Source organism: Streptomyces sp. NPDC003248 (assembly GCF_055563235.1).
In genome coordinates, this window is the sequence record NZ_JBVHDT010000001.1 from 817,421 (window position 1) to 842,665 (window position 25,245).

Sequence of the window (25,245 nt, forward strand, 5' to 3'; positions counted from 1 at the left end):
AGGATGCCCGACGTGACACCGAGCGGCGAGGACCGACGCGGAACGCGGCCCGAGCAGCGGGACGCCGAGGCCGGGCGGACCGGCCGCCGCGCCGAGCAGCAGGCCGAGTGGATCGAGCGCGGTGAGCGCACGTCCGTCGTGGGCGGCGGCCAGGAAGCGCCGGCGACGGCCGCGGAACGGCGGGGCGCCTTCGCCGAGATGAGCGGGGACGCCCGGGACGAGACGGTCGGCGGCGCGCGGGAGGCGCGGAACGCCCGTGAGGCCCGCGAGGCCAGGGAGATCAGGAGCGCCCGGGAGGCCAGTGGCGCCGGAGAGGGGAACGCGATGAGGGGCGGGCCGACGACCGGGACCGGCGCGGACCGGGGCAAGGACACGGACGCCGCCGGCCAGGACGTGTACACCGGCAAGGACGAATACGCCGGCCGGGACCCGTACGCCGGCCAGGACCCGTACGGCGGCGGGGACGCGTACGGCGAGCAGGGCCGCACCGGTGCCCACGCCCTCCGCGGCACCGAGGCGGGATCGCCCACCGCGGCCGGCACCGCCGCCCCGGCCGGCTCGTCCGAGCGGACCGCCCAGGCCGCCGCCCCGCAGCACACCGCGTCCTCCCTGCTCCCGGGCGACCAGTGCGACAAGCTCACCGCGCGCATCCAGCACGCGGTCGCGGAGTTCGTCGACCGGCCCCACGACGCCGTCGAGGAGGCGGACCACGTCCTGGAGGAGCTGACCGCGTCGTTCACCGACGCCATGAACCGCCGCCGCCGTACGCTGCGCGGCTCCTGGCAGCTCGCGGACGACGCCCGGGGCGACCGCGACACGACCGCCGACACCGAGCAGCTCCGGCTGGCCCTGCGGGACTACCGCGAGCTCACGGAACGGCTGCTGCACATCTGACGTCCCGCGCACGGCCCGCTCACCCGGCCCGTGTGCCCCCGGCCGCCGCCCGGCGCTCCCGCCACTCCCGTACGACCGTCTCGACGTCGTACGGCTTCATCCCCAGCGGGGGGCCGGGCGGCGGCTTGAACATCATGTCCCGCAGCTTGACGTTGACGTCCGTGATGATCTTCCGGACGAGGCGTTCCGAAGGGGCCGCGTACGCCGCCGCGAGCGCGTCCTCCGCCTCCTTGCGCAACGCGAGCGCCGGCGGAAGCACCGAGAGCCCCTCGCGCGCCATCTTGCGCCGGACCCACCACAGTTCGTCGTACGAACTCTCGATCTCCGGGGGCAACGGCCTGCCCGCACCCGGAAGTTGATCGAACTCGCCCCGTCGCTCCGCGTCCCGGATCTGCTTGTCCACCCAGGACTCGAACGGAACGCCGGGTGGCTTTCGCTCGGTCATGGGTCCATTGTGCCGGACGCCACGGCCCCGGGCGATTTAGTATGCGGCCGCTGCACAAAGGTCACACAGCCACCGTCGGACACCTCACGAGGAGCGCACGTGCTCGAACTCACCATGGCCACCGTCTCGGGGACGGAAGAGGGTGCCACGGCCGGCATGCTCATGGCCGACGCGCCCAGCGAGCCGGGGGCCGTGCTGCGGGTGGGCCGGGACGCGTCCGTCTGCCGTCTCGTGACGCCCGAGGACTGGCTGTTCGTCTCCCGGGTCCACCTGGAGTTCCTGTGCGGCCCCGAGGGCGTCTGGCAGGTCAGCTGGCTGCGCGGCTCCCAGCAGGACCCCTCCTCCGAGGTGCGGCTGGTGGTCGGGGAGTACGCCCAGACCATCGCCTACGGCGGGACCGTGCAGCTGCCGCGTGGCGGCACCGGCGAGATCATCGTCGTGGACCGCACCGGGCCGCGCAGCGTCAACGTGGGCTTCTACCACGAGGCCTAGCCCTCACCGGTCCGGCCCGGCCCGGTCCCGCCCTCACGCCAGGACGCGGGCCAGCGCGAACCCGTCGTACCCCTTGGAGCCCACGGTCTGGATCGCCGTACCGCTCAACCTGGGGTGCGCGCCGATGAGTTCGATGGCGGACCGGGTGCCGAGGACGTCGCCCGCGTCGCTGCCGGCGTCGGTCACCCGGCCGCCCCGGACGACGTTGTCGACGACGATCAGGCTGCCCGTGCTGGTGAGCCGCAGGGCCCACTCCAGGTAGTGCGCGTTGTTGACCTTGTCGGCGTCGATGAAGACCAGGTCGAACGGGGGCGGGTTCTCGTCGGCCAGCCGCGGCAGCGACTCCAGGGCCGGGCCCACCCGCACCTCCACCTGCTTGTCGAGTCCCGCCCGCGCGATGTTGCGGACCGCGACCTCCGCGTGCCGGGGGTTGTACTCCAGCGAGATCAGCCGGCCGTCCGCCGGGAGCGCGCGGCCCAGCCAGATCGTGCTGTACCCGCCGAGCGTGCCGATCTCCAGGATCGTGCGCGCCCCCTGGATCTCGGCGAGCAGCTGGAGGAGCTTGCCCTGGGTCGCCGTGACGTTGGCCTGCGGGAGCTCGGCGGCCTCGCTGTCGCGCAGCGCGGCCGCGGTCACCTCGTCGTCCGGGGCGAGGTGGGTGGTGAAGTAGGCGTCGACGGCGTCCCAGACGTGCGACTCGCTCATGCGCTCTGCCTCTCGTGTACCTGACGTATCCGTGACCTGCGTGGATCATCCCGTTAGGAGCGCTAACTACTATGCCAACGGCGCCGGTTGCGCCCGGGTTCCCCGTCCGGGACGCCTCATGGGTTTCCCCGGCCGGTCCAATGCGGCCGTTCGGCCCGGACGGCGGATTCGGCCCCTGCGGATTCAGCCGTTGCGGGGTCCCGTGGGCGGCGAGGCGGGCGGCACCGACGGCCGAGGGGGCACCGCGGGCCGGGGAGGCGGCGCCGCCGGATGCGCGGGCCGCGGGGGCGCTGCGGGTCGCGCGGGCGCTGCGGGTCGCGCGGGCCGTGGAGGCGCCGCCGGCCGCGCGAGTCGGGGAGGCGTCGCGGACCGGGCGCCCCGGTGCCGTTGCGCCCCCGTGTACCCCCGTCGCACCCGCCCCCGGCGCACGCCGAGCACCACCGCGCCCGTCACCAGCGCCGCGGCCACGCCGACGACCGTCAGCAGCCACACCGGCGCCCCGCCCACCGTGAGCAGCCGGTTCTCGTAGACGACCTGCCGGAACGCCGTGTCCTTCGCCGTGCGGCGCAGTTCGTGGTCCGCCGAGATCGACGACGGCACCGGGAACTCCTGCACGAGGGCCGTCAGGAACGGCGTGCCGTCCGCGAGCTCGCCCAGCGGCCCCGCCGTCGTACCGATCCGCCCCGCGAACGTCACCCGGGGCCGCTCCCCGCCGATCCGCGACACCGGCTCCATCCGGTGGCCGGCCAGGACGTACAGGCTCAGCGACTGCGGGGTGGCGGCGAGCCGCGACAGCCGCATCGGATAGACGAGGGTGTCGCTGGCGAAGCTGAGGTGGAGCGGATCCAGGTCGCCGCGGAGCGGGGTGCCGGCGGTCTCCGGGGCCAGCCGTACCGCCACGTACTCCCAGCGCCGGTCGACGTACGGCTGGAGGGCCGTCTCCAGGCGGGACGGGAAGGTGAAGCCGTTGTCGCCCAGCCAGCCGTCCAGGGCGGCCGGGTCGGTGGCCGTCAGCCGGGCCACGTCGAACGGTCCGAGCCGCTCGCGCCCCACCACGTCCACCCCGGGCGCGGCGCCCGGCGGCGGAGGGACCGCCCCCGCGACGCCGTCGCCCGTCGTCAGCGGCCAGTCGCCGTCCTGCGGCCAGAAGTGGTAGCGGGTGCGCTCCTCGGGGGCCGTGGCCTCGGTCAGCTGGGAGAACACCTCCGGGTCGCCGAGCCGCACGCTCGCCCGGTGCGGCACCGGCATGATCCAGGCGGCCCGGTCGGCGTCCCCCGTGACCGACAGACCCATGACGATCTGCTCCCGCTCCCCGTCCCAGCGCACCGCGGAGACCTCCCGGCGCACCGCGACCTGCTGCTCGCCACCGGGGACGAGCGCACCGCAGCCGCAGGCGTAGGCGGGGGCGACCAGGGAACCGAGCTGGGTCGCGAGGAGCGCGAGGAGCAGGACCGCCAGCCGCCCCCGCCGCGCCCTCCGCGACACCTCCCGTCGAACCCCCGGCCACACCCTCCGCGACACCCCCCGCCATACCTCCCGTTCGTGCCGTTCCCGCAGGAAACCGACCATGTCGCGCAGCCCCTCCGTCACTGGTCACCGCCTGTGGCCCTACGACGGTACGAGCGAAGATCCGGTTCCGTTCGGCTCCGTCCGCGCTGTGACCCAGATCGCACCCCGCGCAGGCAACCCTCCCCCCGGCGCACTATCGTCTTCCGGACAAAAGGAGAGCGGACGTCAGGTGAAAACGGGGTGGCCTGCGTCCCTGTCCGGGGGTGGTGCGAGCCTCATAGGGTTCGCAAAGTACACCTCACGCGTGTGACGCGTGGGACGAACGGGGCGGGAGGCCGACGAGGCGTGGCGAATGCGGAGCACAGCGGACGGCCGGCGGAACCCTTCGGGGCGACGACGGCCGACACGGCGAGGGCGCGCCTGCACGCGGCCCGCCTCGGCCTGTGGCTGGTCGCGGCGGTCCTCGCCGTCCGGCAGGTGGCCGTCGTCCTCGGCACCCCGCGCGGAGAGCGGCTGACGGACCTGGAGACCTGGGTCGGACCGGACGGCGTCCTGCACGTCAAGGGTTCGCTCTACGACTCCACCCGCTTCACGGGCACCCCCTTCGGCGGGCTCGTCCTCAAACCCCTCACGCGCGCCGCCGAGCAGGCCCTCGGCTGGGGCTGGACCTTCGGCACGCTGCTGCTGGTCGTGGCGCTGGGCCTGGTCGCGGCGCGCGCCCTGCCGCAGCCGGTCAGCAGACGCACCTCGCTGCTCGCCGCGCCCGTCGCGATCGTGCTGCTGATGCTGTCGCTGCCGGTGCGCAACACCCTCTGGCTCGGCCAGACCAGCATCGTCCCGGTCCTGCTGGTCCTGCTCGGCTGCCTGGTCGTGCGGGGACAGCGGGCGGGCGGCGTGCTCATCGGCGTCGCGGCGGCGCTCCAGCCGACGGTCCTCCTCTTCGTGCCCCTGCTCTGGCTCACCGGCCGCCGGCCGGCCGCCCTCACCACGGGCGGCACCTTCGCCGCCTCCACGCTGCTCGCCTGGGCGGCGATGCCGCACGACTCGTACACCTACTGGGTCCACCACATGGCGGGCGTCGGCCTCGGCGGCGAGGCGAACGGCCTCGCCAACCAGTCCCTGCACGGCGCCCTGCTCCGCCTCGGCCTCTCCGGCCCGCTGGAGATCGTCCTCTTCCTGGCGCTGGGCGCGACGGTCGCCGTGCTCGGCGTGCGGCGGGCCGTACGCTACGCCCGCGACGGCCAGCTGCTGCTGGCGGTGGCCCTCACCGGCTGCGCGGCGATCGCCGTGTCCCCGACCACCTGGCAGCACCAGCTCCTGTGGGTCCTCCTCGCCGTCGTCGGCCGCGTCGGCCGGCGCGCCTCCGACCGCTACGTCTGGCCGGTCGCCGTCGTCCTGGTGATGACGCTTCCCGCGCGGATGATGCTGCCGAACGTGCCCGCCCTGCACCCCGTCCGGGACAACGCGGTGCTGCTCGCGGCGGTGGCCGCGGCGACGGTCGTGCCCTTCCTCTCCCGGACGTCGGAGCACTACCGCACACCCGTCCCCACCGAGTACGCCGCCCCCGTCCCCGCCCGCTGGAAGCACGTCCCGCTGCTGCCCTTCCTGCGCCGCGTCCTCACCCGCCCCAACCTCCTCCTCGAACTGCTGCTGATCCGCGTGACGTACGCGGCCTACCAGCAGGTCCGGCTGGCGGCGACCGGCGGCCGGGAGCGCGCCGAGGCGCACGGCCAGGAGATCCTCGACCTCGAGGGCGCCCTGCACATCGACGTCGAGCACACGGTCAACCACTGGGTGGTCGGCGTCGGCTGGCTGCGCCACTTCTTCGACTTCTACTACGAGTCCTTCCACTTCGTGGTGCCGCTGTCCGTCCTCGCCGTCCTGTACTGGCGGCGCCCGGTCGACTACCGCTGGGCCCGCGCGTCCCTCGGCTTCGCCACCCTCCTCGCCCTGCTCGGCTTCTGGCTCTACCCGCTGGCCCCGCCCCGCCTGATGCCCGCCCTGGGCATCATCGACACGGTCCACGGCGTCCAGGACTTCTCCCAGCCGGACTACGGCACCCTGACCGCCCTGACCAACCAGTACGCGGCCATGCCCTCGCTGCACTTCGGCTGGTCGCTGTGGTGCGGACTGGTCATCGCGCTGGTGGCGCCGAAGTGGTGGATGAAGGCGCTGGGCCTCCTCCACCCGCTGTTCACGGTGTCCGCGATCGTCGCCACCGGCAACCACTGGGTCCTGGACGCGGCGGGCGGCGCGGCCGTCGTCCTGGCCGGGTTCGGCCTGTCGTACCTGCTCCAGGGCCCCCGGGCACGGGCGACGGTGATCCCGAGGCAGGCCGTGCCCGCGCCTGCGCTGCCGGCGAAGGACCGGACCCCGAGCTGATCACCGCCCGGTCGGGCCCGAGCGATCACCGTCTCGGGCCGGACTGGTCGTGCTCAGGTCACGACAGGCGTCTAACCTCCTGTGCGGGAGGACTGATGTTCGGAGGAAACGTGCGGAGGGTGCTGGCCGGCGCCGCGACCGCCGCTGTCGTGGTGCTGTCCGGGGCGGCCTGCTCGGGCCAGGACGCGGGCGCGGGGGAGAGGCAGAAGGGGGCCGCCGTCCCCTACGACGAGCTGAGGGCCCTGGCCTTCCGGGACGGCGAGGTGCCGAACGTCCATGACACCCCGGTCCAGGAACCCAGCCCCAGGATGAGCGAACCGACGGCCCCGCCGGTCTCGAACGCGTCCTGCGGGACCGTCCTGGCCGCCGTGAACGGCGCCGGCGCCCCCACCGTCGTACGCCAGGTCTTCAACTGGAAGGACGACCTCTGGGGCGGCTCCTCCGTCCTGGCCTCCTACGCGGGCGACGGCGCCCGCCAGGCCTTCGGCCGCCTCGGGTCGTCGCTGAAGACCTGCACGTCCTACAAGGGCGTCTCGTACGACGGCCCGTACACGACCGTGGTCACCCCGGCGAACGCCCCCCGGCTCGGCGACGAGGCCCTCGCCTTCCGCACCACCACGCCCACGAAGGACGGCCTGGTGATGCACCGGGAACACGTCGTCGTCCGCACCGGCGGCATCACGGCCACCTTCACCAAGGTCGAGGCCGTCGGCGACGCGAGGTTCCCGCGGGAGCTGATCCGGCGGCAGGTCGAGCGGCTGGAAGAGGCGCAGGGCGGCTGACCGCGGCGGTCGCCGTAGGACACGGGTCGCCGACCCCGAGGTCCCGCCCGCGGCGGCGGAACCTCGTGTCAGCAGGTGGGAGCGCCCGTATGCTGGCCACGTACCACCTGTCGAGGTCGAGCCGAGACTGCCGGTCGGACGAGGAGGTGAAGGGGAATGAGCGTTGCCATCGACCACACCGGGCCCTGGACCGTCGCCGACGTCCTGGCCCTGCCCGAGGACCGCACGACCCGCTACGAGCTGCTGGGGGAGTCCCTCGTGATGTCCCCCGCTCCCGGCGTCCGTCACCAGAGGGCCTCCTTCCGCCTCCACGTCGCCCTGGACACGGCTGCCCGCGCCGCCGGCGCACCGGTGGAGATCCTGGAAGGCGTCAACGTCGTCCTGCCGTCCGGGCTGGTCGTGCCCGACCTGGTCGTGGCCGACGCCGGCGCGACCGCCGACGACCCCGTCACCGTTGACATCGACGCGGTCCAGCTCGTCGTCGAACTCGTCTCCCCCGGCAACCGCACCATGGACCGCAAGATCAAGCCCATGCTGTACGCGGAGGCCGCCGTTCCGCACTTCTGGCGCCTGGAGTTCGATCCGTCCCCGATGCTCGCCGTCTACGAACTGGAAGGCGGCCGGTACGTGGAGCGGACGACCGCCCTCGCGGGCGCGACCACCCACCTGGACGTCCCGTTCCCCATGGCCATCGATCCGGCTGGACTCACCCGGCAGTAGCTGCCCTCCGACGGCACCGAACCCGTCGACGGCCATGCGCGACCCATGCCGGCGCCACTACTGCGCAGAGAATTTCCAGCACGCGCGTTCGAGGTCTCGCTCAGGGTGACGAAAACGATGTCAGCAGGTGAGAGCGCCCGTATGCTGGCCGTGTACCGCTTGCCGGGCCTTCCCGCGGCTGCCGGGCGGACGAGGAGGCGAAAGGGAATGGGCGTTGCCATCGACCACACGGGGCCCTGGACCGTCGCCGACATCCTCGCGCTGCCCGAGGACCGCACCATGCGCTACGAACTGCTGGGGGAGTCCCTCGTGATGTCCCCCGCACCCGGCATCCGACACCAGCGGGCCTCGCTCCGCCTCGCCATGATCCTCCATGCGGCGGCCCAGGCCGCCAAGGCCCCGGTCGAGGTGCTGGAGGCCATCAACGTCATCCTGCCCTCCGGTCTTGTCGTCCCCGACCTCGTGGTGACCGACGCCGGCGCGACCGCCGAGGACGGCGTCAGCGTCGACGCCGATGGCGTGCAGCTCGTGGTCGAGCTCGTCTCTCCCGGCAACCGCACCGTGGACCGCAAGTTCAAGCCGATGCTCTACGCCGAGGCCGCCATTCCGCACTTCTGGCGACTCGAGTTCGACCCCGCGCCCATGCTCGTGGTCTACGAACTGAAGGGCGGCCGGTACGTGGAGCGGGCGACCGCACTCGCAGGCACGAGCACAGACCTGGACACCCCGTTCCCTGTCGCCATCGATCCGGCCGGACTCACTCGGCAGTAGATGTCGCCTGACGGCAACGCCGACGGCAACCGGGCACGCCAACGGCGTACACGAGCGGACTTCCACGGACGTAGGCACCGGTGCTGATCTGCAAAAACACGATAAGGGCCGCTGTCTCCTACGATGAGCTGAGGGCCCTGGCCTTCCAGGAGGGCGAGGTGCCGAACGTCCATGGCACCCCGGTCCAGGGTGAGCGAACCGACGGCCCCGCCGGTCTCGAACGCGTCCTGCGGGATCGTCCTGGCCGCCGTGCACGGCGCCGGCGCCCCCACCGTCGTACGCCAGGTCTTCAACTGGAAGAACGACCTCTGGGGCGGCTTGCGAGGTTTCCCCGCGAACTGATCCGCCGCCAGGTGGAGCGATTGGCGGGAACGCAGCGGGGCTGACCGCCGTCATGACCCCGACCCGTTGCGGGCCGTCAGAGCCAGCACGCTCAGCCCGAACATCAGCACCCCCAGGGGGAGATGGACCGACGGGACGTGCGCGATGCCGAGGACGACCTGGACCGAGGCGAGGAGGAGGAAGCCGGACGCGTGCCAGACGGGCCGGGGCGAGCCGCCGCCCGGCTTCCACGCCAGCACCGCCGCGAGTACGTACAGCATCGACGCCCCGTACATCACACGGGCTCCGACACTGTGCAGCGTCTCTCCGTAGGACGCGGTCAGCAGCAGTCCGGCGGAGACCGCTTGAAGGAAGATGGTCAGGGTCTGCAGGACGATCGCGAACCGCAGGAACGAGAAGCTGCGCTGTGCCGTCGCCTGGGTGGCCATGTCACGGTCTCCTGTTCCGCCCGGAAGCAGTGGATCTCGATAAGGTCTCACCAGCCCGACGACGCGGGCCTGCGAAAGGTAAGGCGAGGCGGCGGCCGGGAGCATGGGGATGGCTGGGACGAGCACTGATGAGACAGCCGACGAGCGGCGCCAACTGATGAATGTCGCCTACCGGTTGCTCGGTTCACTGGCCGAGGCCGAGGACGCCGTGCAGGAGGCTTACGCGCGCTGGTACGCGCTTCCGCGGGGTCGGCGGGAGGAGATCGTGGCCCCTGGTGCCTGGCTGACGACGGTGACCGGCCGTATCTGCCTGGACGTGCTGGGCTCGGCGCGGGCTCGGCGTGAACGCTATGTCGGTGCGTGGCTGCCCGAGCCGTTGCCCGACCGCGCCGAGTGGGACCACGGCCACGGTACCGACCTCGCCGACCAGATCGTCCTGGACGAATCGGTGACCATGGCCTTCCTCGTCGTCCTGGAGTCGATGACGCCCGCCGAGCGGGTGGCGTTCGTCCTGCACGACGTCTTCCGTTACCCCTTCGCCGAGATCGCCGGCGTCCTCGGCCGGACCCCCGCTGCCTGCAAGCAGCTGGCGGCCTCCGCCCGGCGGCGGGTCGGCGCCGTGCGCGCACCGGTGACGGCGGCCGGGCAGGCCGACGTGGTGCGGCACTTCAAAGAGGCATGGGAGAGGAAGGACATCGCGGCCCTGGTCGGACTCCTCGACCCGGCCGCCGTGATGACCGCCGACGGCGGCGGCATGGTCGGTACCGTCCTGCGCCCGGTCGAAGGCGGCGCCCGCATCGCCCAGTACATGGTCGCCATCGCCGACAAGTCTCCGGGGCTCGAACTCCTGGAGCGGTCGGTCAACGGCGCTCCGGGCCTGGTGGCCCAGCGCGACGGCGTCGTCATGACCGTGGCCTCGTTGGACGTCGCCGACGGCCGCGTCACCCGGATCTGGGCGGTCCGCAATCCGGCGAAGCTGCGGCCGTGGGCGCGGGACGGCCGGTAGTCGGCTGTTGCTGAGGCAACGTCACCGGTGGGGCGCCGCACAAGGTGGCGGTTCGTCCGGCAGGCACTCGAACCACACCGTCTTCCCGCCCCCGGGTACCGGTGACACCCCCCACCTGTCCGTGACCGCAGCCACGAGGAGCAGGCCCCGGCCGCTCTCCGAGGTCGGGTCCGGCGCCGTCGCCGCGCGTGGCAGCCGGTCGTCCTCGTCCCTCACCTCCACCCGGACCCCGGACTCCCGCTTCTGGATCACCACCTCGCAGCGGCGGTCTGGGACGTGGCGGACCACGTTGGCGATCAGTTCCGTCAGCGCCAACTCGACCGCGTCCGTGAGGTGTTCCAGGTCCCAGTCCTCCAAGTGCCCCCGTGCGATGCGGCGGATGTGGCGGGCCGAGTGCTCGCCGGCCGTGAGCGTCAGGCGGTGCCGGGTGGGCACGGGGGAGGCGAGGACGGAGGGAAAGTATTCGTTCACGGTACGAGCGTGACCTGGCGCCACTACTCTGGGCTACCGCTTGAACACAACGCGTTCAAGTGTGTACAGCGCTGCGTGAGAGGGGCCTCGCGTGACCAACATCAACGTCCTTGACCCTGGAGCCTCACCGCTCGACTACTACGGCTTCGAGCTGCGTCGACTGAGGGAGGCCGCCGGGCTCAGCCAGCGGCAACTCGGCGACATCCTCAACTACACCGGGTCGTTGGTGGGGCAGATCGAGACCGCGAGGAAGGTGCCGACCGTCGAGTTCAGTGAGCGGGCAGATGCGGCCCTGGGGACGGGGGGTTTACTGTCTCGGCTGGTTGAGCTGGTGCTCCGTAGTCAACTTCCGGCCTGGTTCCGGCAGGTGGCCGAACTGGAGGCTCGCGCCACCGAGATCTGTACCTTTCAGACCCACCTGATCCACGGTCTGCTGCAAACCCCGGGCTACGTGCGCGCCGTACTCGGCGTGCTGGACGAGACCGACCTCGACGACCGCACCGCCGTCCGGTTGGCCCGGCAACGCATCTTCGAGAAGGGTGAACCGCCGATCCTCTGGGTGGTGCTCTGTGAAGCAGCGTTGCACCAGGAAATCGGCGGTCCGGTGGTCATGCGGGAGCAACTCGCCAGTCTGGTGTCGTTCGAGCGCAATCCACGGATCAACGTCCAGGTGATGCCGTTCTCCGCCGGGGCGCACGCCGGTTCGCAAGGCTCATTCAATCTCTACCGCTTCGCGAGTGACCCCGCCATCGTCTATACGGAGGGATACGGCAGCGGGCATCCGTCCGCGAATCCGGACACCGTCAAGGACTGTTCACTCCGTTACGATCATCTGCGAGCTGCCGCACTGTCCCTCAAGGGTTCGGCGGAGCTGATCCGGCGAGTGATGGAGGAGCGCTATGGGGAACGACGTGACTCTGACGGGGATCCAGTGGCGTAAGTCGTCGTACAGCGGTGACCAGGGTGGTGATTGTGTCGAGATCGCCGAGACGTCCGTCGCCACCGTCGCCGTGCGTGACTCCAAGGCCCCGGCGGGTCCGATGCTCACTCTCCGGCCCGCCACCTTCTCGGCGTTCGCCTCCTGGGTCGGGGCTGCCGCCGCTGAGTGATCGCGCGGGGCGTTCAGGGGCGGCCCGACGCCGTCAAGGCCAGTGCGCCCGACAGGAGGGCCGCCAGCAGCAGGGGCACGCCCAGGCCGTGGTGGAGCAGGAGCCAGGCGCCGAGGAGGCCGCCCGCGAACAGGGACGCCACGGCTGTCGCGCGGCGGCGGAATCGGGTGCCGTGGCCGCCGCCCGCGTGGGACTCGGACGCCATGCCGGTCAGGGTCATCGTGAGGACCGTCGTGGGGAGGTCGGGCACGCCCAGTCTGCGGACGGTGGCCGTGCGCAGGCCCAGGGCGAAGGCGGTCAGGACGATCACCGTGTAGATCGTGGCGGGGGCGTCGTCCGGTGCGGTGAGGGCGACGCCCGCCGCGGCCGCCAGGAAGACGGCTTCCACGGCCAGTGCCAGGCGGGTCCACAGGCGGTGCGAGCCGACGCCGTGGATCACGCGGCCCCCGGCGACGGCGCCCGCGAGGAAGCAGGCCAGCGAGGTCAGGGAGTGGCGGACCGAGAAGCCGGGGGCGCCTGCCGCGGCGAAGCCGACGACGAGGACGTTGCCGGTCATGTTCGCGACGAAGATGTGATGCAGGCCGAGGAAGCTGACGGCGTCGATCAGTCCGCTGGCCAGGGTCAGGACGAGCAGGACGGGGACGAGCCGCAGACCGCGGGCTTCGGGGTCGGGCGCGTCCGGTGCCGGGGGCTCGGGGGTCATCCGGTCAGTTGATCACAAGGCGGTGTAAAAAGGGCGAAAGCGGCGGTCCGGGGATCGGGGACCGCCGCTTTCGCGTCAGAGGGGGCGTAGGGCCGGGATCAGTACCAGCCGTTCGCCTGCCAGAAGGACCAGGCGCCGGTCGGGCTGCCGTAGCGGGAGTTCATGTAGTCCAGACCCCACTTGATCTGGGTCTTGGCGTTGGTCTTCCAGTCGGAGCCGGCGGAGGCCATCTTGGAGCCGGGGAGGGCCTGGACGAGGCCGTAGGCGCCGGAGGAGGCGTTGGTGGCGTCGACGTCCCAGTTGCTCTCGTGCTGGACGATCTTGCTGAACGCGTTGAACTGTGCGGCGTCCGGGATCATCTGGTGCGCGATCGCCTGGGCCTCGGAGGCGGACGCCATGGCGGGGGCCGCCTGGGCGGGTGCCGCGGTCAGGGCCATGCCGGCGGTGGCGGCGGCCACGGCGACGGCGGTGAGGGTCTTCTTGGGGGAGGCGATGCGGCGGATGACGGAGACGGACACGGAGAACCTTTTTCCTCGGGGACGGTGGTGTCGCGAGGCATGCCGGAATCACGCGGTACGTGGCCGGACCGCGTGAGGTGCGGTGGGTGGCTGGCATGCGATGGCGCCGAGGCCCGGGGGCTCGTCGGTGCCGTGCGACGTCATCCAGAGAAGCAGGGCGGATGGGTGTCCGCAATGACCGCTTTTACTAGTTGTGGCCGCATGTGGTCGGCCCGGGGTGTCTGTGAGCCGGCTCTCAATGCGCAGGTCAGGGGCCGGATCTGCGTGTGCATGACGTCCGAATTGTCCAACTAGGCTGGGTCGTAGGTGACCTGCGTCATGTGCGGTGCTTCACCGGTCCCCGGCGCTCGTCTCACGCGCCGCACACGAGTGCTCACCGTTCCAGAGGGTTCACATGTGACCGGCGCCTCCAAGGCCGCCCGGCGCGGCGTGGCACGGCTACTTCCGGCGGCCGCTGATCAGGAAGCCGATGCCGATGCCTGCGACGAGGAAGGCCCCGACGGTCCACCAGGTGCCGTAGCCGTCGTCGGAGTCCTCGGAGTCCTCGATGGCCTTGGAGTCGTCCTTGTTGCTGCCGTCGTCCGATGCCTGCGCCGCCGCCGGTGTCGGTCCCGTCGTGAGGGCGAGCTGGGTGTAGGTGGCGGTGGCCATCGGCGGCGGCGCGGGCGTGGCCGGGTCGGCGGCCGTGGCGGGTGCGGCCGCCGCGATCACCGTGGTGGCGGCCAGGGCTGCTGCGCTGCGGCGGACGTTCATGGTCGGCGGGTGCCTCTCCCGGTCGGGGGGTCGGGCGGCGCGGGGCGCTCCAGTGGCGACCCGCCGGGGCGCGTCCCGCACCCCTGCTCGTGAGGGTGCCCCGACTCCTCCGCCGTACCCCCTGGCGCTCCGGTCGACCCGCCGTGTGCGAGCCGAAAAATCTTCCATTATGGGGGTTGCATCACACTATGGGCGTTCTATTCTGGTAGTGGCCTACGAGGCGAGTGAGGGAGTTCGACCGGAGTAGCCGACTTCGGCGAGACGCCGTGACGGGAGTTACGGCATCCGCCGGTGGCCGACAGCGACGGTCGGGCTGAGAGGCCGGAAGGCGGTAGTCGAGCCGGACGGCGACCCCCATTACCTGATCCGGGTAATACCGGCGCAGGGAACCCGTCTCGTAGGTTTTCACGTGCGCGGGTTTTTCTCCGTACGCGCCCGCGGGTCCGTCACCTCGATCAGCCGGCACGCCGTCTCGATGTCGATGCGCACCTGGGCGATGGAGGCCCGCCCGGAGAGCCAGGTGATGAGCGCCGAGTGCCAGGTGTGCTCGATGACGCGGACCGCGGAGAGCTGCGCGGGCGTCGGGTCGCCGGTGAGGTCCATCGCGTCGAGGATGATCGCCGTCGTCTGACGGGAGACCTGGTCGACCTCGGGGCTGACGCTGCGGTCGGCGAAGGTGAGCGCGCGGACCATCGCCTCGGCGAGATGGGGCTCGCGCTGGAGGGCGCGGAAGGCGCGCATCAGGGTCACCGCCACCCGCTCGGCCGGGGTGTCGCCCGTCGGGGGCCTCTTGCGCAGCGTGCCGTGCAGGTGCTCCAGCTGGTCCTGCATGGTGGCGACCAGCAGGTGCACCTTGGACGGGAAGTAGCGGTAGAGGGTGCCCAGGGCGACCTGGGAGGACTCGGCGACCTCCCGCATCTGGACCGCGTCGAAACCGCCGCGGCCCGCCAGCCGCGCGCTCGCGTGCAGGATGCGCCGGCGGCGGGCCTCCTGCCGCTCGGTGAGGGGCGGCGAGGCCGGGCGCGCGGTACTGGCTTCCACCTTGTCCCCCTTGGCTTCCGCAGTCATGGGTCCGGTCACTTCCGCAGTCATGGGTCCCGTCATGGGTCCGGTCGTGGGGCCCGCTCCGTGACGGTCGGTGAGGGTGTGCGGTCACACCGCGGTCCAGGGCGGCGCCCGGCCGTGGCGTGAATCACCTGATCCACTGCTCCGCGCATCCCTACCTGCCGGTAGATTCGGAGCCTCCCGAACGATCAAGTCTGAAACTTGTTCTAGATTAACGTCCCGTCGTAGTCTCGCGGGACAGTGCAGGCAGAAGGGGGCCGGAGTGACCGCTGAGGCCAGTCAGGCGGGGCCTGGGCAGGCCCTCGCCGCGGACGGCGGGCGACCGCTCGACATCGCGCTCCTCACCTACAAGGGGAACCCGTTCTGCGGCGGCCAGGGCGTCTACGTACGGCACCTCTCCCGCGAACTCGTCCGCCTCGGCCACCGGGTCGAGGTCATCGGCTCCCAGCCGTACCCCGTCCTCGACGACCTCGGCGACGACCTCGCCGCACGCCTCACCCTCACCGAGCTGCCCAGTCTCGACCTGTACCGCCAGCCCGACCCCTTCCGCACGCCGGGACGGGACGAGTACCGCGACTGGATCGACGCGCTGGAGGTCGCCACGATGTGGACCGGCGGCTTCCCCGAGCCGCTGACCTTCTCGCTGCGCGCCCGCCGCCATCTGCGCGCCCGGCGCGGCGCGTTCGACGTCGTCCACGACAACCAGACGCTGGGATACGGGCTGTTGGGAGACGTCGGCGCCCCGCTCGTCACCACCATCCACCACCCCATCACCGTCGACCGGCAGTTGGAGCTCGACGCCGCCGAGAGCCGGCAGCGCCGCTGGTCCGTGCGCCGCTGGTACGCCTTCACCCGCATGCAGAAGCGCGTCGCGCGCCGTCTGCCGTCCGTGCTCACCGTCTCCGGCTCCTCGCGCCAGGAGATCGTCGACCACCTCGGCGTCCGCGAGGACCGCGTCCACGTCGTGCACATCGGCGCCGACACCGACCTGTTCTCGCCCGACCCGTCGGTGCCCGTCATACCCGGCCGGATCGTGACGACGTCCAGCGCGGACGTACCGCTCAAGGGCCTGGTCTTCCTCGTCGAGGCGCTCGCCAAGGTCCGCACCGAGCACCCGGACGCCCACCTCGTCGTCGTCGGCAAGCGGCCCCAGGAGGGGCCCGTCGCCCAGGCCGTCGAGCGCTACGGCCTCGAAGGCGCCGTCGAGTTCGTCAAGGGCATCTCCGACGCCGAACTCGTCGACCTGGTGCGCTCGGCGGAGGTCGCCTGCGTGCCGTCCCTGTACGAGGGCTTCTCCCTGCCGGCCGCCGAGGCCATGGCGACCGGGACCCCGCTCGTCGCCACCACCGGCGGCGCCATTCCCGAGGTCGCCGGGCGCGACGGGGAGACCTGCCTCGCGGTCGCGCCGGGCGACTCAGGCGCCCTGGCCACCGCCCTCGGCCGGCTGCTGGCCGACCCCGCGCTGCGGGCCCGCCTCGGCGCGGCCGGACGGGAACGGGTGCTGGAACGGTTCACCTGGGCGCGGGCCGCCGAGGGCACCGTGGCCCGCTACCGCGAGGCCGTCGAACGGGCGGGCGGCGGACGTTCCCCGCGCCCGGCCGGGCCGGACACCGGCACCACGGTGCGCACGAGCCGCACGGCGCCCCGGACCACCCCCACGGCCGCGACCGCCTCCGAAGCCGTCGCCGTTGACGTTGAATCCGACCGCGAAAGCAGGGCCACGTGCTGACCGTCGACTTCTCCCGGTTCCCGCTCGCCCCCGGCGACCGTGTCCTGGACCTCGGCTGCGGAGCCGGCCGGCACGCCTTCGAGTGTTACCGGCGCGGCGCCCGGGTCGTGGCGCTGGACCAGAACGGCGAGGAGATCCGCGAGGTCGCCAAGTGGTTCGCGGCGATGAAGGAGGCCGGCGAGGCCCCCGAGGGCGCCACCGCCACCGCCATGGAGGGCGACGCCCTCGCGCTGCCTTTCCCCGACGAGTCCTTCGACGTCGTCATCATCTCCGAGGTGATGGAGCACATCCCCGACGACAAGGGCGTCCTCGCCGAGATGGTGCGCGTCCTCAAGCCGGGCGGCCGGATCGCGATCACCGTCCCGCGCTACGGCCCCGAGAAGGTCTGCTGGGCCCTGTCCGACGCCTACCACGAGGTCGAGGGCGGCCACATCCGCATCTACAAGGCGGACGAGCTGCTCGCGAAGATCCGCGAGGCCGGCCTGAAGCCGTACGGCACCCATCACGCGCACGCGCTGCACTCGCCGTACTGGTGGCTGAAGTGCGCGTTCGGCGTCGACAACGACAAGGCGCTGCCGGTGCGGGCGTACCACAAGCTGCTGGTCTGGGACATCATGAAGAAGCCGCTGGCCACCCGGGTCGCCGAGCAGGCGCTGAACCCGCTGATCGGCAAGAGCTTCGTGGCCTACGCGACCAAGCCGCACCTGCCCGCCGTGAGCCCCGCCGTGGATGCTGCTGTGGATCCCGCCGTGGACGCGCGGTGACCACTCCCCGGACGGAACACCTGGTCCTGCCCGGGGTGCTCACCGCCGAGCAGGCCGCCGAGACCGTCCGCGGCATCCTCGCCGTACAGCGGGAGGACGGCGCGATCCCGTGGTTCCGGGGACACCACCTCGACCCGTGGGACCACACCGAGGCCGCGATGGCCCTCGACGCGGCGGGCGAGCACGAGGCCGCCGAGCGGGCGTACGCCTGGCTCGCCCGGCACCAGAACGAGGACGGCTCCTGGTACGCGGCCTACGCCGACGGCGCCTTCGACGACGTCACCGACCGGGGCCGGGAGACGAACTTCGTCGCCTACGTCGCCGTGGGCGTGTGGCACCACTACCTGTCCACCGGCGACGACGTGTTCCTGGACCGCATGTGGCCGGTCGTCCACGCGGCCGTCGAGTACGTGCTGCGGCTCCAGCAGCCCGGCGGCCAGATCGGCTGGCGGCGCGACGACGACGGCACCGCCACCACGGACGCGCTGCTGACCGGCTCCTCCTCGATCCACCAGGCGCTGCGCTGTGCGCTGGCGATCGCCGAGCAGCGGGAGGAACCGCAGCCGGACTGGGAACTGGCGGCGGGCGCGCTGCGGCACGCCCTGCGCCGGCACCCGGAGCGGTTCCTGGACAAGGGGCGCTACTCGATGGACTGGTACTACCCGGTCCTGGGCGGCGCGCTCACCGGTGCGGAGGCCAAGGCCCGCATCGAGGAGGCGTGGGAGAAGTTCGTCGTGCCGGGGCTGGGCGTGCGGTGCGTGGTGCCCAACCCGTGGGTGACGGGCGGTGAGTCGGCCGAACTCGCCCTGACGCTCTGGGCGATGGGCGAGTCCGACCGCGCGCTGGACATCCTCCAGTCCATCCAGCATCTGCGGGACGCCGCATCGGGCCTGTACTGGACCGGCTACGTCTTCGAGGACGAGGCGATCTGGCCGCGGGAGCTGACCACGTGGACGGCCGGCTCCCTGCTGCTGGCGGTCGCCGCGCTCGGCGGCCACGAGGCCACCTGTGCGGTGTTCGGCGGCGAGCGCCTGCCGGCGGGACTGGACCCGGACTGCTGCGGTTAGCCTCCGGCGGGCGCATCTCGGGCCCCATGGGTCGCTGTCGTGCGTCGGGTGCGGGCCGTCGGTGGCTGGTCGCGCAGTTCCCCGCGCCCCTTCGGGCGCGGGGCTCAGTGCCGGTGGGACCGGACCGCGAACGGCGGGGCTCAGTGGCGGTGGACCCGGTTGGCGATCGCGTGGCCCACGAACAGGTAGACCACCGCCGCCAGACCGTAGCCCGCGACGACCCGCGCCCACGCCTCGTCGAACGTGAACAGGTCGTGCGACCAGCCCGCCAGCCAGCGGGCCACGTCGTGCACGAGCTGCACGAAGTCGTTGCCCCGGTTGGCGTCCAGCAGGTACATGAGGATCCACAGGCCCAGGATGAGGGCCATGACGTCGGCCACGACGGCGATGACCGTACCGGCCTGGTTCGCACCGTTCCGATATCGAGGTGACATGCTGTTCGGTTTGCCGTTCGAAGCGGGATGAAACCCAGCCGGTTCCCGCCGGTTCCCGCCGCCCCTTGGCCTCGGTTCTCCCGTCGTTGGTATGGAGTTCCCCCTTCCGGGGGACATCGTTCGAACACGTGGTTGATGATCCTGGCCCCTTGAGTGGCAGGAGGGCCGTTGTCCGACACCGCACGAGCCCACACCGGTAGACCCGCGCCGGAAGAGCCGCGGCTCACCACGCGCCAGGCCAGACGCCGTCCCGTCCCCCGCCGCGTCGTCGTCGCGCTGGTGCTGGCGCTGGCGGGCCTGCTCTCCCTGACCGTCTCGGGCAACACGTTCCGCCCCTTCGAGCGGATCACCACCCTGGAGGCGCGGATGGCCTCCAAATCCGACTTCTTCAAAGACCCGGAAGTCCAACGGCTGTTGCTCGAACACGGGTTACGCGTCGACATCCACCGCCTGGGCTCCCGGGGCATCGCCACCCAGTCCCTGACGGACATGGACGTCGTCTTCCCCTCCGGGCAGCCCGCCGCGAAACTCGTCCTCGACCGGCAGGAGAAGTCCGTCCGCTCGGTCCGCCCGTTCGTCACGCCCCTGGTCCTCGGCACCTTCCGGGCCTACGCCGAGACCCTGGTGAAGACCGGCGTGGCCACCCCGCAGGAGAACCCCGACGGCGGCCCCACCCTCTACTACGACCTCGACATGGCCGCGTTCATGACCCTGCTCGACGGCCGCGAGGACGGCAAGGCCACAGCCGACCAGGACGGCGACGGCCGCGTCGAGGGCGCCGACACCTGGAACGGCATCGGCTACGACCGCGACGACGGCAGCGGCGACGACGGCAGCGGCGACGGCGGCCGCAGCAACGGCGGCCGGGTCCTGGTGCGCACCTCCGACGTCTGCGAGTCCAACTCCGCCGGCACCTACCTCAGCCTCCTCGCCTTCGTCGCCAACCGGAACAGCACCCCCGGCACGCAGAACACCGACGACCCCCGGCTCGCGGCGGACGCGGTCACCGCACTCGCCGCGAAGATCAAGCCCCTGATCAACCTCCAGGGCATGTGGGCCGACGAACAGGCCGACAGCTACTTCTCCGACCTCGGCGAGAGCATCGCGCCCATCTCCCTCCTCTACGAGCACCAGTACCTGGCCCACCAGATCACCTACCACGAGCAGCACGACAAGCAGGACACCAACCGCGTCCTGCTCTACCCCACGCCCTACGCCCTCACCGAGCCCCAGCTCATCTCCCTCACCGACCAGGGCGACCGGCTGGTCCAACTGCTCCAGGACAACGAGGAACTCCGCGACCGGGCCATCGAACTGGGCTTCCGCGTCCGGGTCTCCGGCGAGGACGGCACCGGCGAGCGCCTCGGCGCCTACCTGCGCGACCACGGCATACAGGAGCCCGTCCCCAACAGCGACCAGACCAAGTCCTACGAACCCGAACTGGACGTCCTGGAACGGATCATCGACCACGTCGGCAACTGCCCGCCGCCCGCCCAGGACACCCCGTGACGCGGCGCCCCGGCACCCTCGTGGCCGCCCTCGCCCTCGCCCTGCTGACCACCCTCACCCCGGCCTGCACCACGGACGACGACCAGGTCACCCTGCGGGTGCTGGCCAGCCCCGAACTGGCCGACGTGGCACCGCTGCTGGACCGGCTGGAGGAGGAGACCGGCGTCGAGCTGGAGATGGACTACACGGCGACCGCCGACCTCGCCGGCTAGCCGCCCGCCGCCGGCGAGAAGGCGACCTACGACCTGGCCTGGCTCGCCTCCGACCGCTCCTTCCAACTGCGCGTCCAGGACTCGGCGGGCCGCCTCACCCGGCCCGAGTCCACCGCGATCATGCGCTCGCCCGTCGTCGTCGGACTCACCCCGGACACCGCCGACGCGCTGCGCGAACGGGCCCCCGGCGGCCGGATCTCCTGGGCCGACCTCGCGGACGCCGCCGCCGACGGCACCGTACGCTTCGGCATGGCCGACCCCCGGCGCAGCGACACCGGGCGGGCCGCGCTCGTCGGCGTCGCCACCGCGGCCGCCGACACCGGCGGCGCCCTCCGGGAGGAGGACGTCTCCTGCGACCGGCTGCGCGGCTTCCGCTCCGGCCAGACCCTCACCGGCGCCAGCTCGCGCGCACTGATCGACACCTACGTCGCCCACCAGGACGCCGCCGACGCCCTGATCGCCCACGAGTCCGAACTGCTCACCCTCAACGCCCAGGGCCGGCTCGACCGCCCGCTGGAGATCGTCCACCCGGACGACGGCATGGTCCTCTCCGACTTCCCGCTGCTCCTCCTCGACCCCGGCGAGCGCGCGGCGTACGGCAAGGTCGTCGACTGGCTGCTCGGCGCCGACGTCCAGCGCGAGCTGATGCGGCGCACCCACCGCCGGCCCGTCAACCAGGACGTCCAGCCCTCCCGCGAACTGCGCGCGCCCGTCGGCAACGCCCTGTCCTTCCCCGACCGGCTGTCCATCGTGGAGCGGCTCGTCGACGACTACGGCGATCCGGTGCACGCCACCGGCGACCAGGTCGTGTTCGTGCTGGACTTCTCCACGTCCATGCGCGGCGAGCGCATCGCCGCCCTGCGGGCCGCCTTCGCGGACCTGAGCGGCGCCGACCGGTCCGCCACCGGCAAGTTCGCCCGCTTCTACCGGGGCGAGCGCCTCACCGTCGTCCGCTTCGGCGGCCGGGTGCTCCAGGAGCGCACGGTCACCGTCCGCTCCGACGCCGACCTGCGCACCCTCGACCGGATCGTCGCGGACGGCGGCTTCGACGACGCCACCGCCGTCTGGTCGGCCCTCGACCGCGGATACCGCATCGCCACCGACGCCGTACGGGCCGCGCCCGAACGGCCCGTCGCCGTCGTGCTGATGACGGACGGCGAGAACAACGCGGGCCTGTCGTACGCCGAGTTCCTGAGCCGGCACGACCGGCTCGGGTCCGCGGCCGACGCGGTGCCCACCTTTCCCGTCCCGTTCGGAGAGGCCGACGCCGGCGCCCTGGAGCGGGTCGCCACGGCGACCGGCGGCCGCGTGGTCGACGCCGGCCTCTCCTCGCTCTCCGACGCGTTCAAGGAGATCCGTGGGTGTCATTGACAGTCAGTGGTGGGGCCTGTGGTGGCCGTGGCTGGTCGTCTGGACGGTGACCGCGGCGTCCCTGGCCGTCGTGGCCCGGCACGCCCTGCTGCGCCTGGGCCGCTCACGCCGCCGCCGCGACGACGGGCGCACCGTCCACGGCATGTGCTTCTTCCTGCACGACAAACGGGTCATGGACCTCTACCAGTACGGCGGGTTCGCCGACGCGCTGGAGGCGGAGGTCGCCGACCGGATGAACGTCGACACCGGCATCGGGCTACGGGCCCGGCTGGGTCTCGCCGGCTCGGGCGGGGCGCACCGCCAGGTCACCAAGGAACGCGTCACCGCCTACATCCAGCAGAGCACGCCGATCACGGTGATCCGGCTGCTGATGGACACCATGCGCAAGGAGGACGCCGTCGTGCACGCCGACCTCACCACCGGCGTGGTCACCCCCAACCGGGCGCTCGAGGACTCCCTGGGCGACCAGGGCGGCGACGGCCGGGTGCCGCTGACCGCCGTCGGCGTCGCCTCGGCGTTCGTCTCGGTCACCGGCCGGTTCACGGCGGTGCGCGCGGAGAACGGCGACATCGTGCTGAGCGCCCGGTACGGCACCGGGCGGCCGCCCGCGCGGGTGCGGATCGTCTGCGAGGCGGCCGGGGTGCGCGAGGGCTTCCAGAACGCCGACTACTTCACCGGCGAGTTCCAGGCCCGCTGCCTCGGCAAGGTACCGACCTGGAACCGCGACCGGGGCGAGCTGACACTGAACCCGATCGCGATATTCCTCTGAAGTCTTCTGCGGCCGAAACATGCTGACGTTTCGTCAGCTATGCGATGCGCGGTGACACGGCGACGGCCCCCCGCCCGGAAGGGCGAGGGGCCGTGCGGTGGTGCGGGGTGGTGCGGTGGTGCGGGCCGGGACGGGGGCTCAGCCGCGCTGGATGCCGGAGGTGTCCCGCAGGACGCCGCGCCGGCCGTCCTGGGTCTGCGCGACGAGACCCTGGGCGCCCTGCTCGACGGCCAGGTACCAGGTGCCGGGCGCCAGTTCGGCGATCGGGGTGGGCGCGCCGTCCTCCGCGAACAGCGGACGCGGCACCGGCACGGCGAACCAGAACGGCGAGAAGTCCGGGGCCGGCGGCTGCGCCGGGCCCGGCTGCGCGCCGAACGGCGGCTGTCCCGGCTGGCCCTGCTGCGGCTGCCCGCCGAACGGCGGCTGCTGCGCGCCCGGGTAGCCGTAACCACCGGGCGGCTGGGCGCCGTAGGGCTGCGGCGTCGGCGGCTTCGGGGCCGGGATCAGCGCGGCCTGGAGGGCCGGCACCAGCGGGCCGGCGATGGCGGCCGCGGCCAGCAGCAGGGCGGCGATCAGGCCGAGGATGAGGCCGGCGCCGGTGTCGATGTCCGCGCCGTCGAAGGCGTCGGTGAACGCGCCCAGCGGGTCGATGATCGACCAGAACGACGTCCACGCGGCGAAGACGGCCAGCGCGACGCCCAACTGGCCGAGGTCGAGGCCGGCGACCTTGCGCGGCTGCGGGAGCGCGCGGGCGACGACGATCAGCGCCGCCCCGAGGATCCCACCGATGTACATGCTCATCAGGAGGCCGAGGTTGTCCCAGGCGTTGGGGACGTCGTCACCGGAGCCGTCGAACGTGTCCAGGAACGACGCGATGAACAGCAATACCGCTGCTCCGATCACCACGCCGTCGCCTCGAGTGAGGGAGCGGATATTCACTTCAGGTCCTTCGTCAGTCGTCTCGTCATCGGTCCACGCATCGGTAGAGGCGTCGCTGTCACCATGTCGCCGTCAGGCCCGGGTGGGAAGCGCGGGGGCGGCCCCTGATCGTACGGACGACACTATCGTCCACACGATCGGACTGTCCGCCGGGATCAGTGCGCCGATCGCTACCCGCGCAGGAAACTCACGATTCCCTCAGAGATCCCTTGCGCCGCCTTCTGTCGCCAGGCGCCGCTGGTCAACAGCGCCGCGTCCTTGCTATCGCGCATGTTGCCGCACTCGATGAACACCTTGGGAACCGTTGACAGATTGAGACCGCCCAGGTCCTCGCGTGTGACGAGACCGCTGCCGTCGCCGACGTAGTTGGAGGGGGCGCTGCCCGTGACGCGCCCGAAGTCCGTGGCGATCAGCTTCCCGAGCTCCCGCGAAGGGCCCACGACGGCACGGGTGTCGGCGGCGCCCGCGTGCACCTCGCCCGGCAGGATCACGTGGTAGCCGCGGTTGCCGGCCCCCGAGCCGTCGGCGTGGATCGAGACGACCGCGTCGGCGTGCGCGGCGTTCCCGATCCGGGCGCGCTCGTCGACGCAGGGGCCGTAGGGCCGGTCCGCGTCCTGCGTCAGCGTCACCGTGGCGCCCTGCCGTCGCAGCAGGGCGCTCAGCCGGTGCGCCACGTCCAGGGTGAACGCGGCCTCGCTGTAACCGGAGTTGGTGGAGGTGCCGGTGGTGTCGCACTCCTTGCGGTGGGTGCCGACGTCCACCTTGCTGTTGATCTCGTCGGGGTGCCGGAAGTTGGTCGGGTTGTGGCCCGGGTCGATGACGACGACCTTGCCCGCGAGGGAGGCGGCCGTGGCCGTGGCCGCGGCGGACGGCGATCCGGAGACGGCGGACTTCCCGTCGCCGTCGGCGCCGCCCGCCGTCGCCCCCGGCCCGCCCGACGCGGCCCCCGTCACCCGGCCCGCCCCGCCGTCCCCCGCCCCGCCCAGCGCCTCGTACCCCAGCCACCCGAGCAGCGCGCCGGGCACGAGCACGGCGAGCGCCACGGCGAGGGGGCGGCGCAGCCGCGAGCGCCGGGGGAGCGGATGATCGAATTCCGGGCCTGTGTACGACACGCGTGCCACCCTAGCGGGGACCGTGGACCGCGCCCCGGGGGCGACGGCCGGAGGGGTGGCGGCCGGGCTGGAATGCTGCGGGCCGGAGGGGGGCGGCTGGAGTGCTGTGGGCCGGAGAGGTGGCGGCTGAGGGCGACGGAGGGGTGGCGGCTGGGGGCGCCGGAGGGGTGGCGGCTGGAGGGGTGGGGGAGGAGCGGCGGCTGGGGGAGTGGCGCCGGAGGGGCGGCGATCGGAGGGGCGGCGA

General features: G+C 72.4%; 29 protein-coding genes and 1 pseudogene. 18 read left to right on the forward strand and 12 right to left on the reverse strand.

The genetic code is table 11. From position 1 onward, the window contains the following. The first annotated feature begins 3 nt into the window (after nt 1–3). On the forward strand, nt 4–894 hold the full coding sequence (locus ACZ3KJ_RS03410; protein WP_467524196.1) for a hypothetical protein: 891 nt from the start codon (nt 4–6) through the stop codon (nt 892–894). Nucleotides 895–913: 19 nt separating this feature from the next. On the opposite strand, the gene ACZ3KJ_RS03415 is transcribed toward ACZ3KJ_RS03410, so the two are convergent. Then, nucleotides 914–1,339, reverse strand: a complete 426-nt coding sequence (locus ACZ3KJ_RS03415) for a DnaJ family domain-containing protein (protein ID WP_467524198.1) — start codon at nt 1,337–1,339, stop codon at nt 914–916. Nucleotides 1,340–1,438: 99 nt separating this feature from the next. On the opposite strand from ACZ3KJ_RS03415, the gene ACZ3KJ_RS03420 reads away from it, so the two are divergent. Continuing rightward, nucleotides 1,439–1,831, forward strand: a complete 393-nt coding sequence (locus ACZ3KJ_RS03420) for a hypothetical protein (protein WP_389511880.1) — start codon at nt 1,439–1,441, stop codon at nt 1,829–1,831. 33 nt (nt 1,832–1,864) lie between these two features. Here the strand turns inward: ACZ3KJ_RS03420 and ACZ3KJ_RS03425 are convergent, their stop codons facing one another. Together ACZ3KJ_RS03425 and ACZ3KJ_RS03430 are read right to left on the reverse strand one after the other, a co-directional pair. Further along, nucleotides 1,865–2,536, reverse strand: a complete 672-nt coding sequence (locus tag ACZ3KJ_RS03425; RefSeq protein ID WP_467524200.1) for an O-methyltransferase — start codon at nt 2,534–2,536, stop codon at nt 1,865–1,867. A gap of 183 nt (nt 2,537–2,719) precedes the next feature. Next, nucleotides 2,720–4,021 carry a DUF2330 domain-containing protein gene (locus ACZ3KJ_RS03430; protein ID WP_467524201.1) on the reverse strand — a complete coding sequence of 434 codons (1,302 nt, stop codon included), beginning with the start codon at nt 4,019–4,021 and terminating at the stop codon, nt 2,720–2,722. 369 nt (nt 4,022–4,390) lie between these two features. On the opposite strand from ACZ3KJ_RS03430, the gene ACZ3KJ_RS03435 reads away from it, so the two are divergent. The 5 genes from ACZ3KJ_RS03435 to ACZ3KJ_RS03455 all read left to right on the forward strand — a co-directional run bounded on the left by ACZ3KJ_RS03435 (nt 4,391) and on the right by ACZ3KJ_RS03455 (nt 9,042). Next, nucleotides 4,391–6,427 carry a bifunctional glycosyltransferase 87/phosphatase PAP2 family protein gene (locus ACZ3KJ_RS03435; RefSeq protein ID WP_467524202.1) on the forward strand — a complete coding sequence of 679 codons (2,037 nt, stop codon included), beginning with the start codon at nt 4,391–4,393 and terminating at the stop codon, nt 6,425–6,427. 95 nt (nt 6,428–6,522) lie between these two features. Continuing rightward, nucleotides 6,523–7,209, forward strand: a complete 687-nt coding sequence (locus ACZ3KJ_RS03440; protein ID WP_467524203.1) for a hypothetical protein — start codon at nt 6,523–6,525, stop codon at nt 7,207–7,209. A gap of 156 nt (nt 7,210–7,365) precedes the next feature. After that, nucleotides 7,366–7,929: a Uma2 family endonuclease gene (locus tag ACZ3KJ_RS03445; protein ID WP_467524205.1), complete on the forward strand. Its 564-nt coding sequence runs from the start codon at nt 7,366–7,368 to the stop codon at nt 7,927–7,929. Nucleotides 7,930–8,136: 207 nt separating this feature from the next. Further along, a complete protein-coding gene (locus tag ACZ3KJ_RS03450) occupies nt 8,137–8,700 on the forward strand; it encodes a Uma2 family endonuclease (RefSeq protein WP_467524207.1) in 564 nt (187 codons plus the stop codon). Nucleotides 8,701–8,871: 171 nt separating this feature from the next. Next, on the forward strand, nt 8,872–9,042 hold the full coding sequence (locus ACZ3KJ_RS03455) for a hypothetical protein (protein ID WP_467524209.1): 171 nt from the start codon (nt 8,872–8,874) through the stop codon (nt 9,040–9,042). A 50-nt stretch (nt 9,043–9,092) separates the two neighbouring features. Here ACZ3KJ_RS03455 and ACZ3KJ_RS03460 read toward each other — a convergent pair whose 3' ends face one another. Then, nucleotides 9,093–9,470 (reverse strand): hypothetical protein, encoded by a 378-nt coding sequence (locus ACZ3KJ_RS03460; protein ID WP_467524211.1) that lies wholly within the window; start codon nt 9,468–9,470, stop codon nt 9,093–9,095. Between the two features lie 103 nt (nt 9,471–9,573). On the opposite strand from ACZ3KJ_RS03460, the gene sigJ reads away from it, so the two are divergent. Next, nucleotides 9,574–10,476 (forward strand): RNA polymerase sigma factor SigJ, encoded by a 903-nt coding sequence (gene sigJ / locus ACZ3KJ_RS03465; protein WP_467524213.1) that lies wholly within the window; start codon nt 9,574–9,576, stop codon nt 10,474–10,476. A gap of 21 nt (nt 10,477–10,497) precedes the next feature. Here the strand turns inward: sigJ and ACZ3KJ_RS03470 are convergent, their stop codons facing one another. Next, nucleotides 10,498–10,947, reverse strand: coding sequence for an ATP-binding protein (locus ACZ3KJ_RS03470; protein WP_467524214.1), 450 nt, complete (start codon nt 10,945–10,947; stop codon nt 10,498–10,500). Between the two features lie 91 nt (nt 10,948–11,038). Here ACZ3KJ_RS03470 and ACZ3KJ_RS03475 point away from each other — a divergent pair, with 91 nt between their 5' ends. Continuing rightward, a complete protein-coding gene (locus ACZ3KJ_RS03475; RefSeq protein WP_467524215.1) occupies nt 11,039–11,887 on the forward strand; it encodes a helix-turn-helix domain-containing protein in 849 nt (282 codons plus the stop codon). Continuing rightward, on the forward strand, nt 11,859–12,056 hold the full coding sequence (locus ACZ3KJ_RS03480; RefSeq protein ID WP_467524216.1) for a DUF397 domain-containing protein: 198 nt from the start codon (nt 11,859–11,861) through the stop codon (nt 12,054–12,056). Before ACZ3KJ_RS03475 ends, ACZ3KJ_RS03480 begins: the two co-directional genes overlap by 29 nt. A gap of 13 nt (nt 12,057–12,069) precedes the next feature. Here the strand turns inward: ACZ3KJ_RS03480 and ACZ3KJ_RS03485 are convergent, their stop codons facing one another. The 4 genes from ACZ3KJ_RS03485 to ACZ3KJ_RS03500 form a co-directional block, all read right to left on the reverse strand. Continuing rightward, nucleotides 12,070–12,759 (reverse strand): YoaK family protein, encoded by a 690-nt coding sequence (locus tag ACZ3KJ_RS03485; protein WP_467524217.1) that lies wholly within the window; start codon nt 12,757–12,759, stop codon nt 12,070–12,072. A gap of 98 nt (nt 12,760–12,857) precedes the next feature. Beyond that, nucleotides 12,858–13,277 carry an aggregation-promoting factor C-terminal-like domain-containing protein gene (locus ACZ3KJ_RS03490; RefSeq protein WP_467524218.1) on the reverse strand — a complete coding sequence of 140 codons (420 nt, stop codon included), beginning with the start codon at nt 13,275–13,277 and terminating at the stop codon, nt 12,858–12,860. A gap of 438 nt (nt 13,278–13,715) precedes the next feature. After that, a complete protein-coding gene (locus tag ACZ3KJ_RS03495; protein ID WP_467524220.1) occupies nt 13,716–14,030 on the reverse strand; it encodes a hypothetical protein in 315 nt (104 codons plus the stop codon). A 405-nt stretch (nt 14,031–14,435) separates the two neighbouring features. Then, complete coding sequence (locus tag ACZ3KJ_RS03500; protein ID WP_467524222.1) at nt 14,436–15,098, reverse strand: TetR family transcriptional regulator; 663 nt, start codon at nt 15,096–15,098, stop codon at nt 14,436–14,438. A 259-nt stretch (nt 15,099–15,357) separates the two neighbouring features. Here ACZ3KJ_RS03500 and ACZ3KJ_RS03505 point away from each other — a divergent pair, with 259 nt between their 5' ends. Genes ACZ3KJ_RS03505 through ACZ3KJ_RS03515 form a run of 3 tightly spaced genes read left to right on the forward strand, consistent with a single transcriptional unit; the run spans nt 15,358 to nt 18,655 of the window. After that, nucleotides 15,358–16,824, forward strand: coding sequence for a glycosyltransferase family 4 protein (locus ACZ3KJ_RS03505; protein ID WP_467524223.1), 1,467 nt, complete (start codon nt 15,358–15,360; stop codon nt 16,822–16,824). Next, entirely contained in the window at nt 16,818–17,588 is a 771-nt protein-coding gene (locus tag ACZ3KJ_RS03510; RefSeq protein ID WP_467524224.1) for a class I SAM-dependent methyltransferase, read from the forward strand. The genes ACZ3KJ_RS03505 and ACZ3KJ_RS03510 overlap by 7 nt, the downstream gene beginning before the upstream one ends. Next, the gene (locus ACZ3KJ_RS03515; RefSeq protein ID WP_389511845.1) at nt 17,585–18,655 is read left to right on the forward strand and encodes a prenyltransferase/squalene oxidase repeat-containing protein; all 1,071 of its coding nucleotides are present in this window, start codon (nt 17,585–17,587) and stop codon (nt 18,653–18,655) included. Before ACZ3KJ_RS03510 ends, ACZ3KJ_RS03515 begins: the two co-directional genes overlap by 4 nt. A gap of 140 nt (nt 18,656–18,795) precedes the next feature. Here the strand turns inward: ACZ3KJ_RS03515 and ACZ3KJ_RS03520 are convergent, their stop codons facing one another. Further along, nucleotides 18,796–19,089, reverse strand: coding sequence for a hypothetical protein (locus tag ACZ3KJ_RS03520; protein ID WP_389511844.1), 294 nt, complete (start codon nt 19,087–19,089; stop codon nt 18,796–18,798). A 168-nt stretch (nt 19,090–19,257) separates the two neighbouring features. On the opposite strand from ACZ3KJ_RS03520, the gene ACZ3KJ_RS03525 reads away from it, so the two are divergent. The 5 genes and pseudogenes from ACZ3KJ_RS03525 (at nt 19,258) to ACZ3KJ_RS03545 (ending at nt 22,950) form a co-directional block, all read left to right on the forward strand. Continuing rightward, entirely contained in the window at nt 19,258–20,598 is a 1,341-nt protein-coding gene (locus ACZ3KJ_RS03525) for a hypothetical protein (RefSeq protein WP_467524225.1), read from the forward strand. After that, entirely contained in the window at nt 20,595–20,810 is a 216-nt protein-coding gene (locus tag ACZ3KJ_RS03530) for a hypothetical protein (protein WP_467524226.1), read from the forward strand. The genes ACZ3KJ_RS03525 and ACZ3KJ_RS03530 overlap by 4 nt, the downstream gene beginning before the upstream one ends. A gap of 30 nt (nt 20,811–20,840) precedes the next feature. Then, nucleotides 20,841–21,440, forward strand: a pseudogene (locus tag ACZ3KJ_RS03535) (substrate-binding domain-containing protein); the annotation flags it as partial. Nucleotides 21,441–21,455: 15 nt separating this feature from the next. Next, on the forward strand, nt 21,456–22,181 hold the full coding sequence (locus ACZ3KJ_RS03540; RefSeq protein WP_467524800.1) for a vWA domain-containing protein: 726 nt from the start codon (nt 21,456–21,458) through the stop codon (nt 22,179–22,181). Next, nucleotides 22,168–22,950: a hypothetical protein gene (locus ACZ3KJ_RS03545; RefSeq protein WP_467524228.1), complete on the forward strand. Its 783-nt coding sequence runs from the start codon at nt 22,168–22,170 to the stop codon at nt 22,948–22,950. Before ACZ3KJ_RS03540 ends, ACZ3KJ_RS03545 begins: the two co-directional genes overlap by 14 nt. Nucleotides 22,951–23,088: 138 nt before the next feature. Here the strand turns inward: ACZ3KJ_RS03545 and ACZ3KJ_RS03550 are convergent, their stop codons facing one another. Then, nucleotides 23,089–23,889: a hypothetical protein gene (locus ACZ3KJ_RS03550; protein WP_467524230.1), complete on the reverse strand. Its 801-nt coding sequence runs from the start codon at nt 23,887–23,889 to the stop codon at nt 23,089–23,091. A 170-nt stretch (nt 23,890–24,059) separates the two neighbouring features. Continuing rightward, nucleotides 24,060–25,001, reverse strand: a complete 942-nt coding sequence (locus tag ACZ3KJ_RS03555; RefSeq protein ID WP_467524232.1) for an N-acetylmuramoyl-L-alanine amidase — start codon at nt 24,999–25,001, stop codon at nt 24,060–24,062. Nucleotides 25,002–25,245 lie beyond the last annotated feature (244 nt).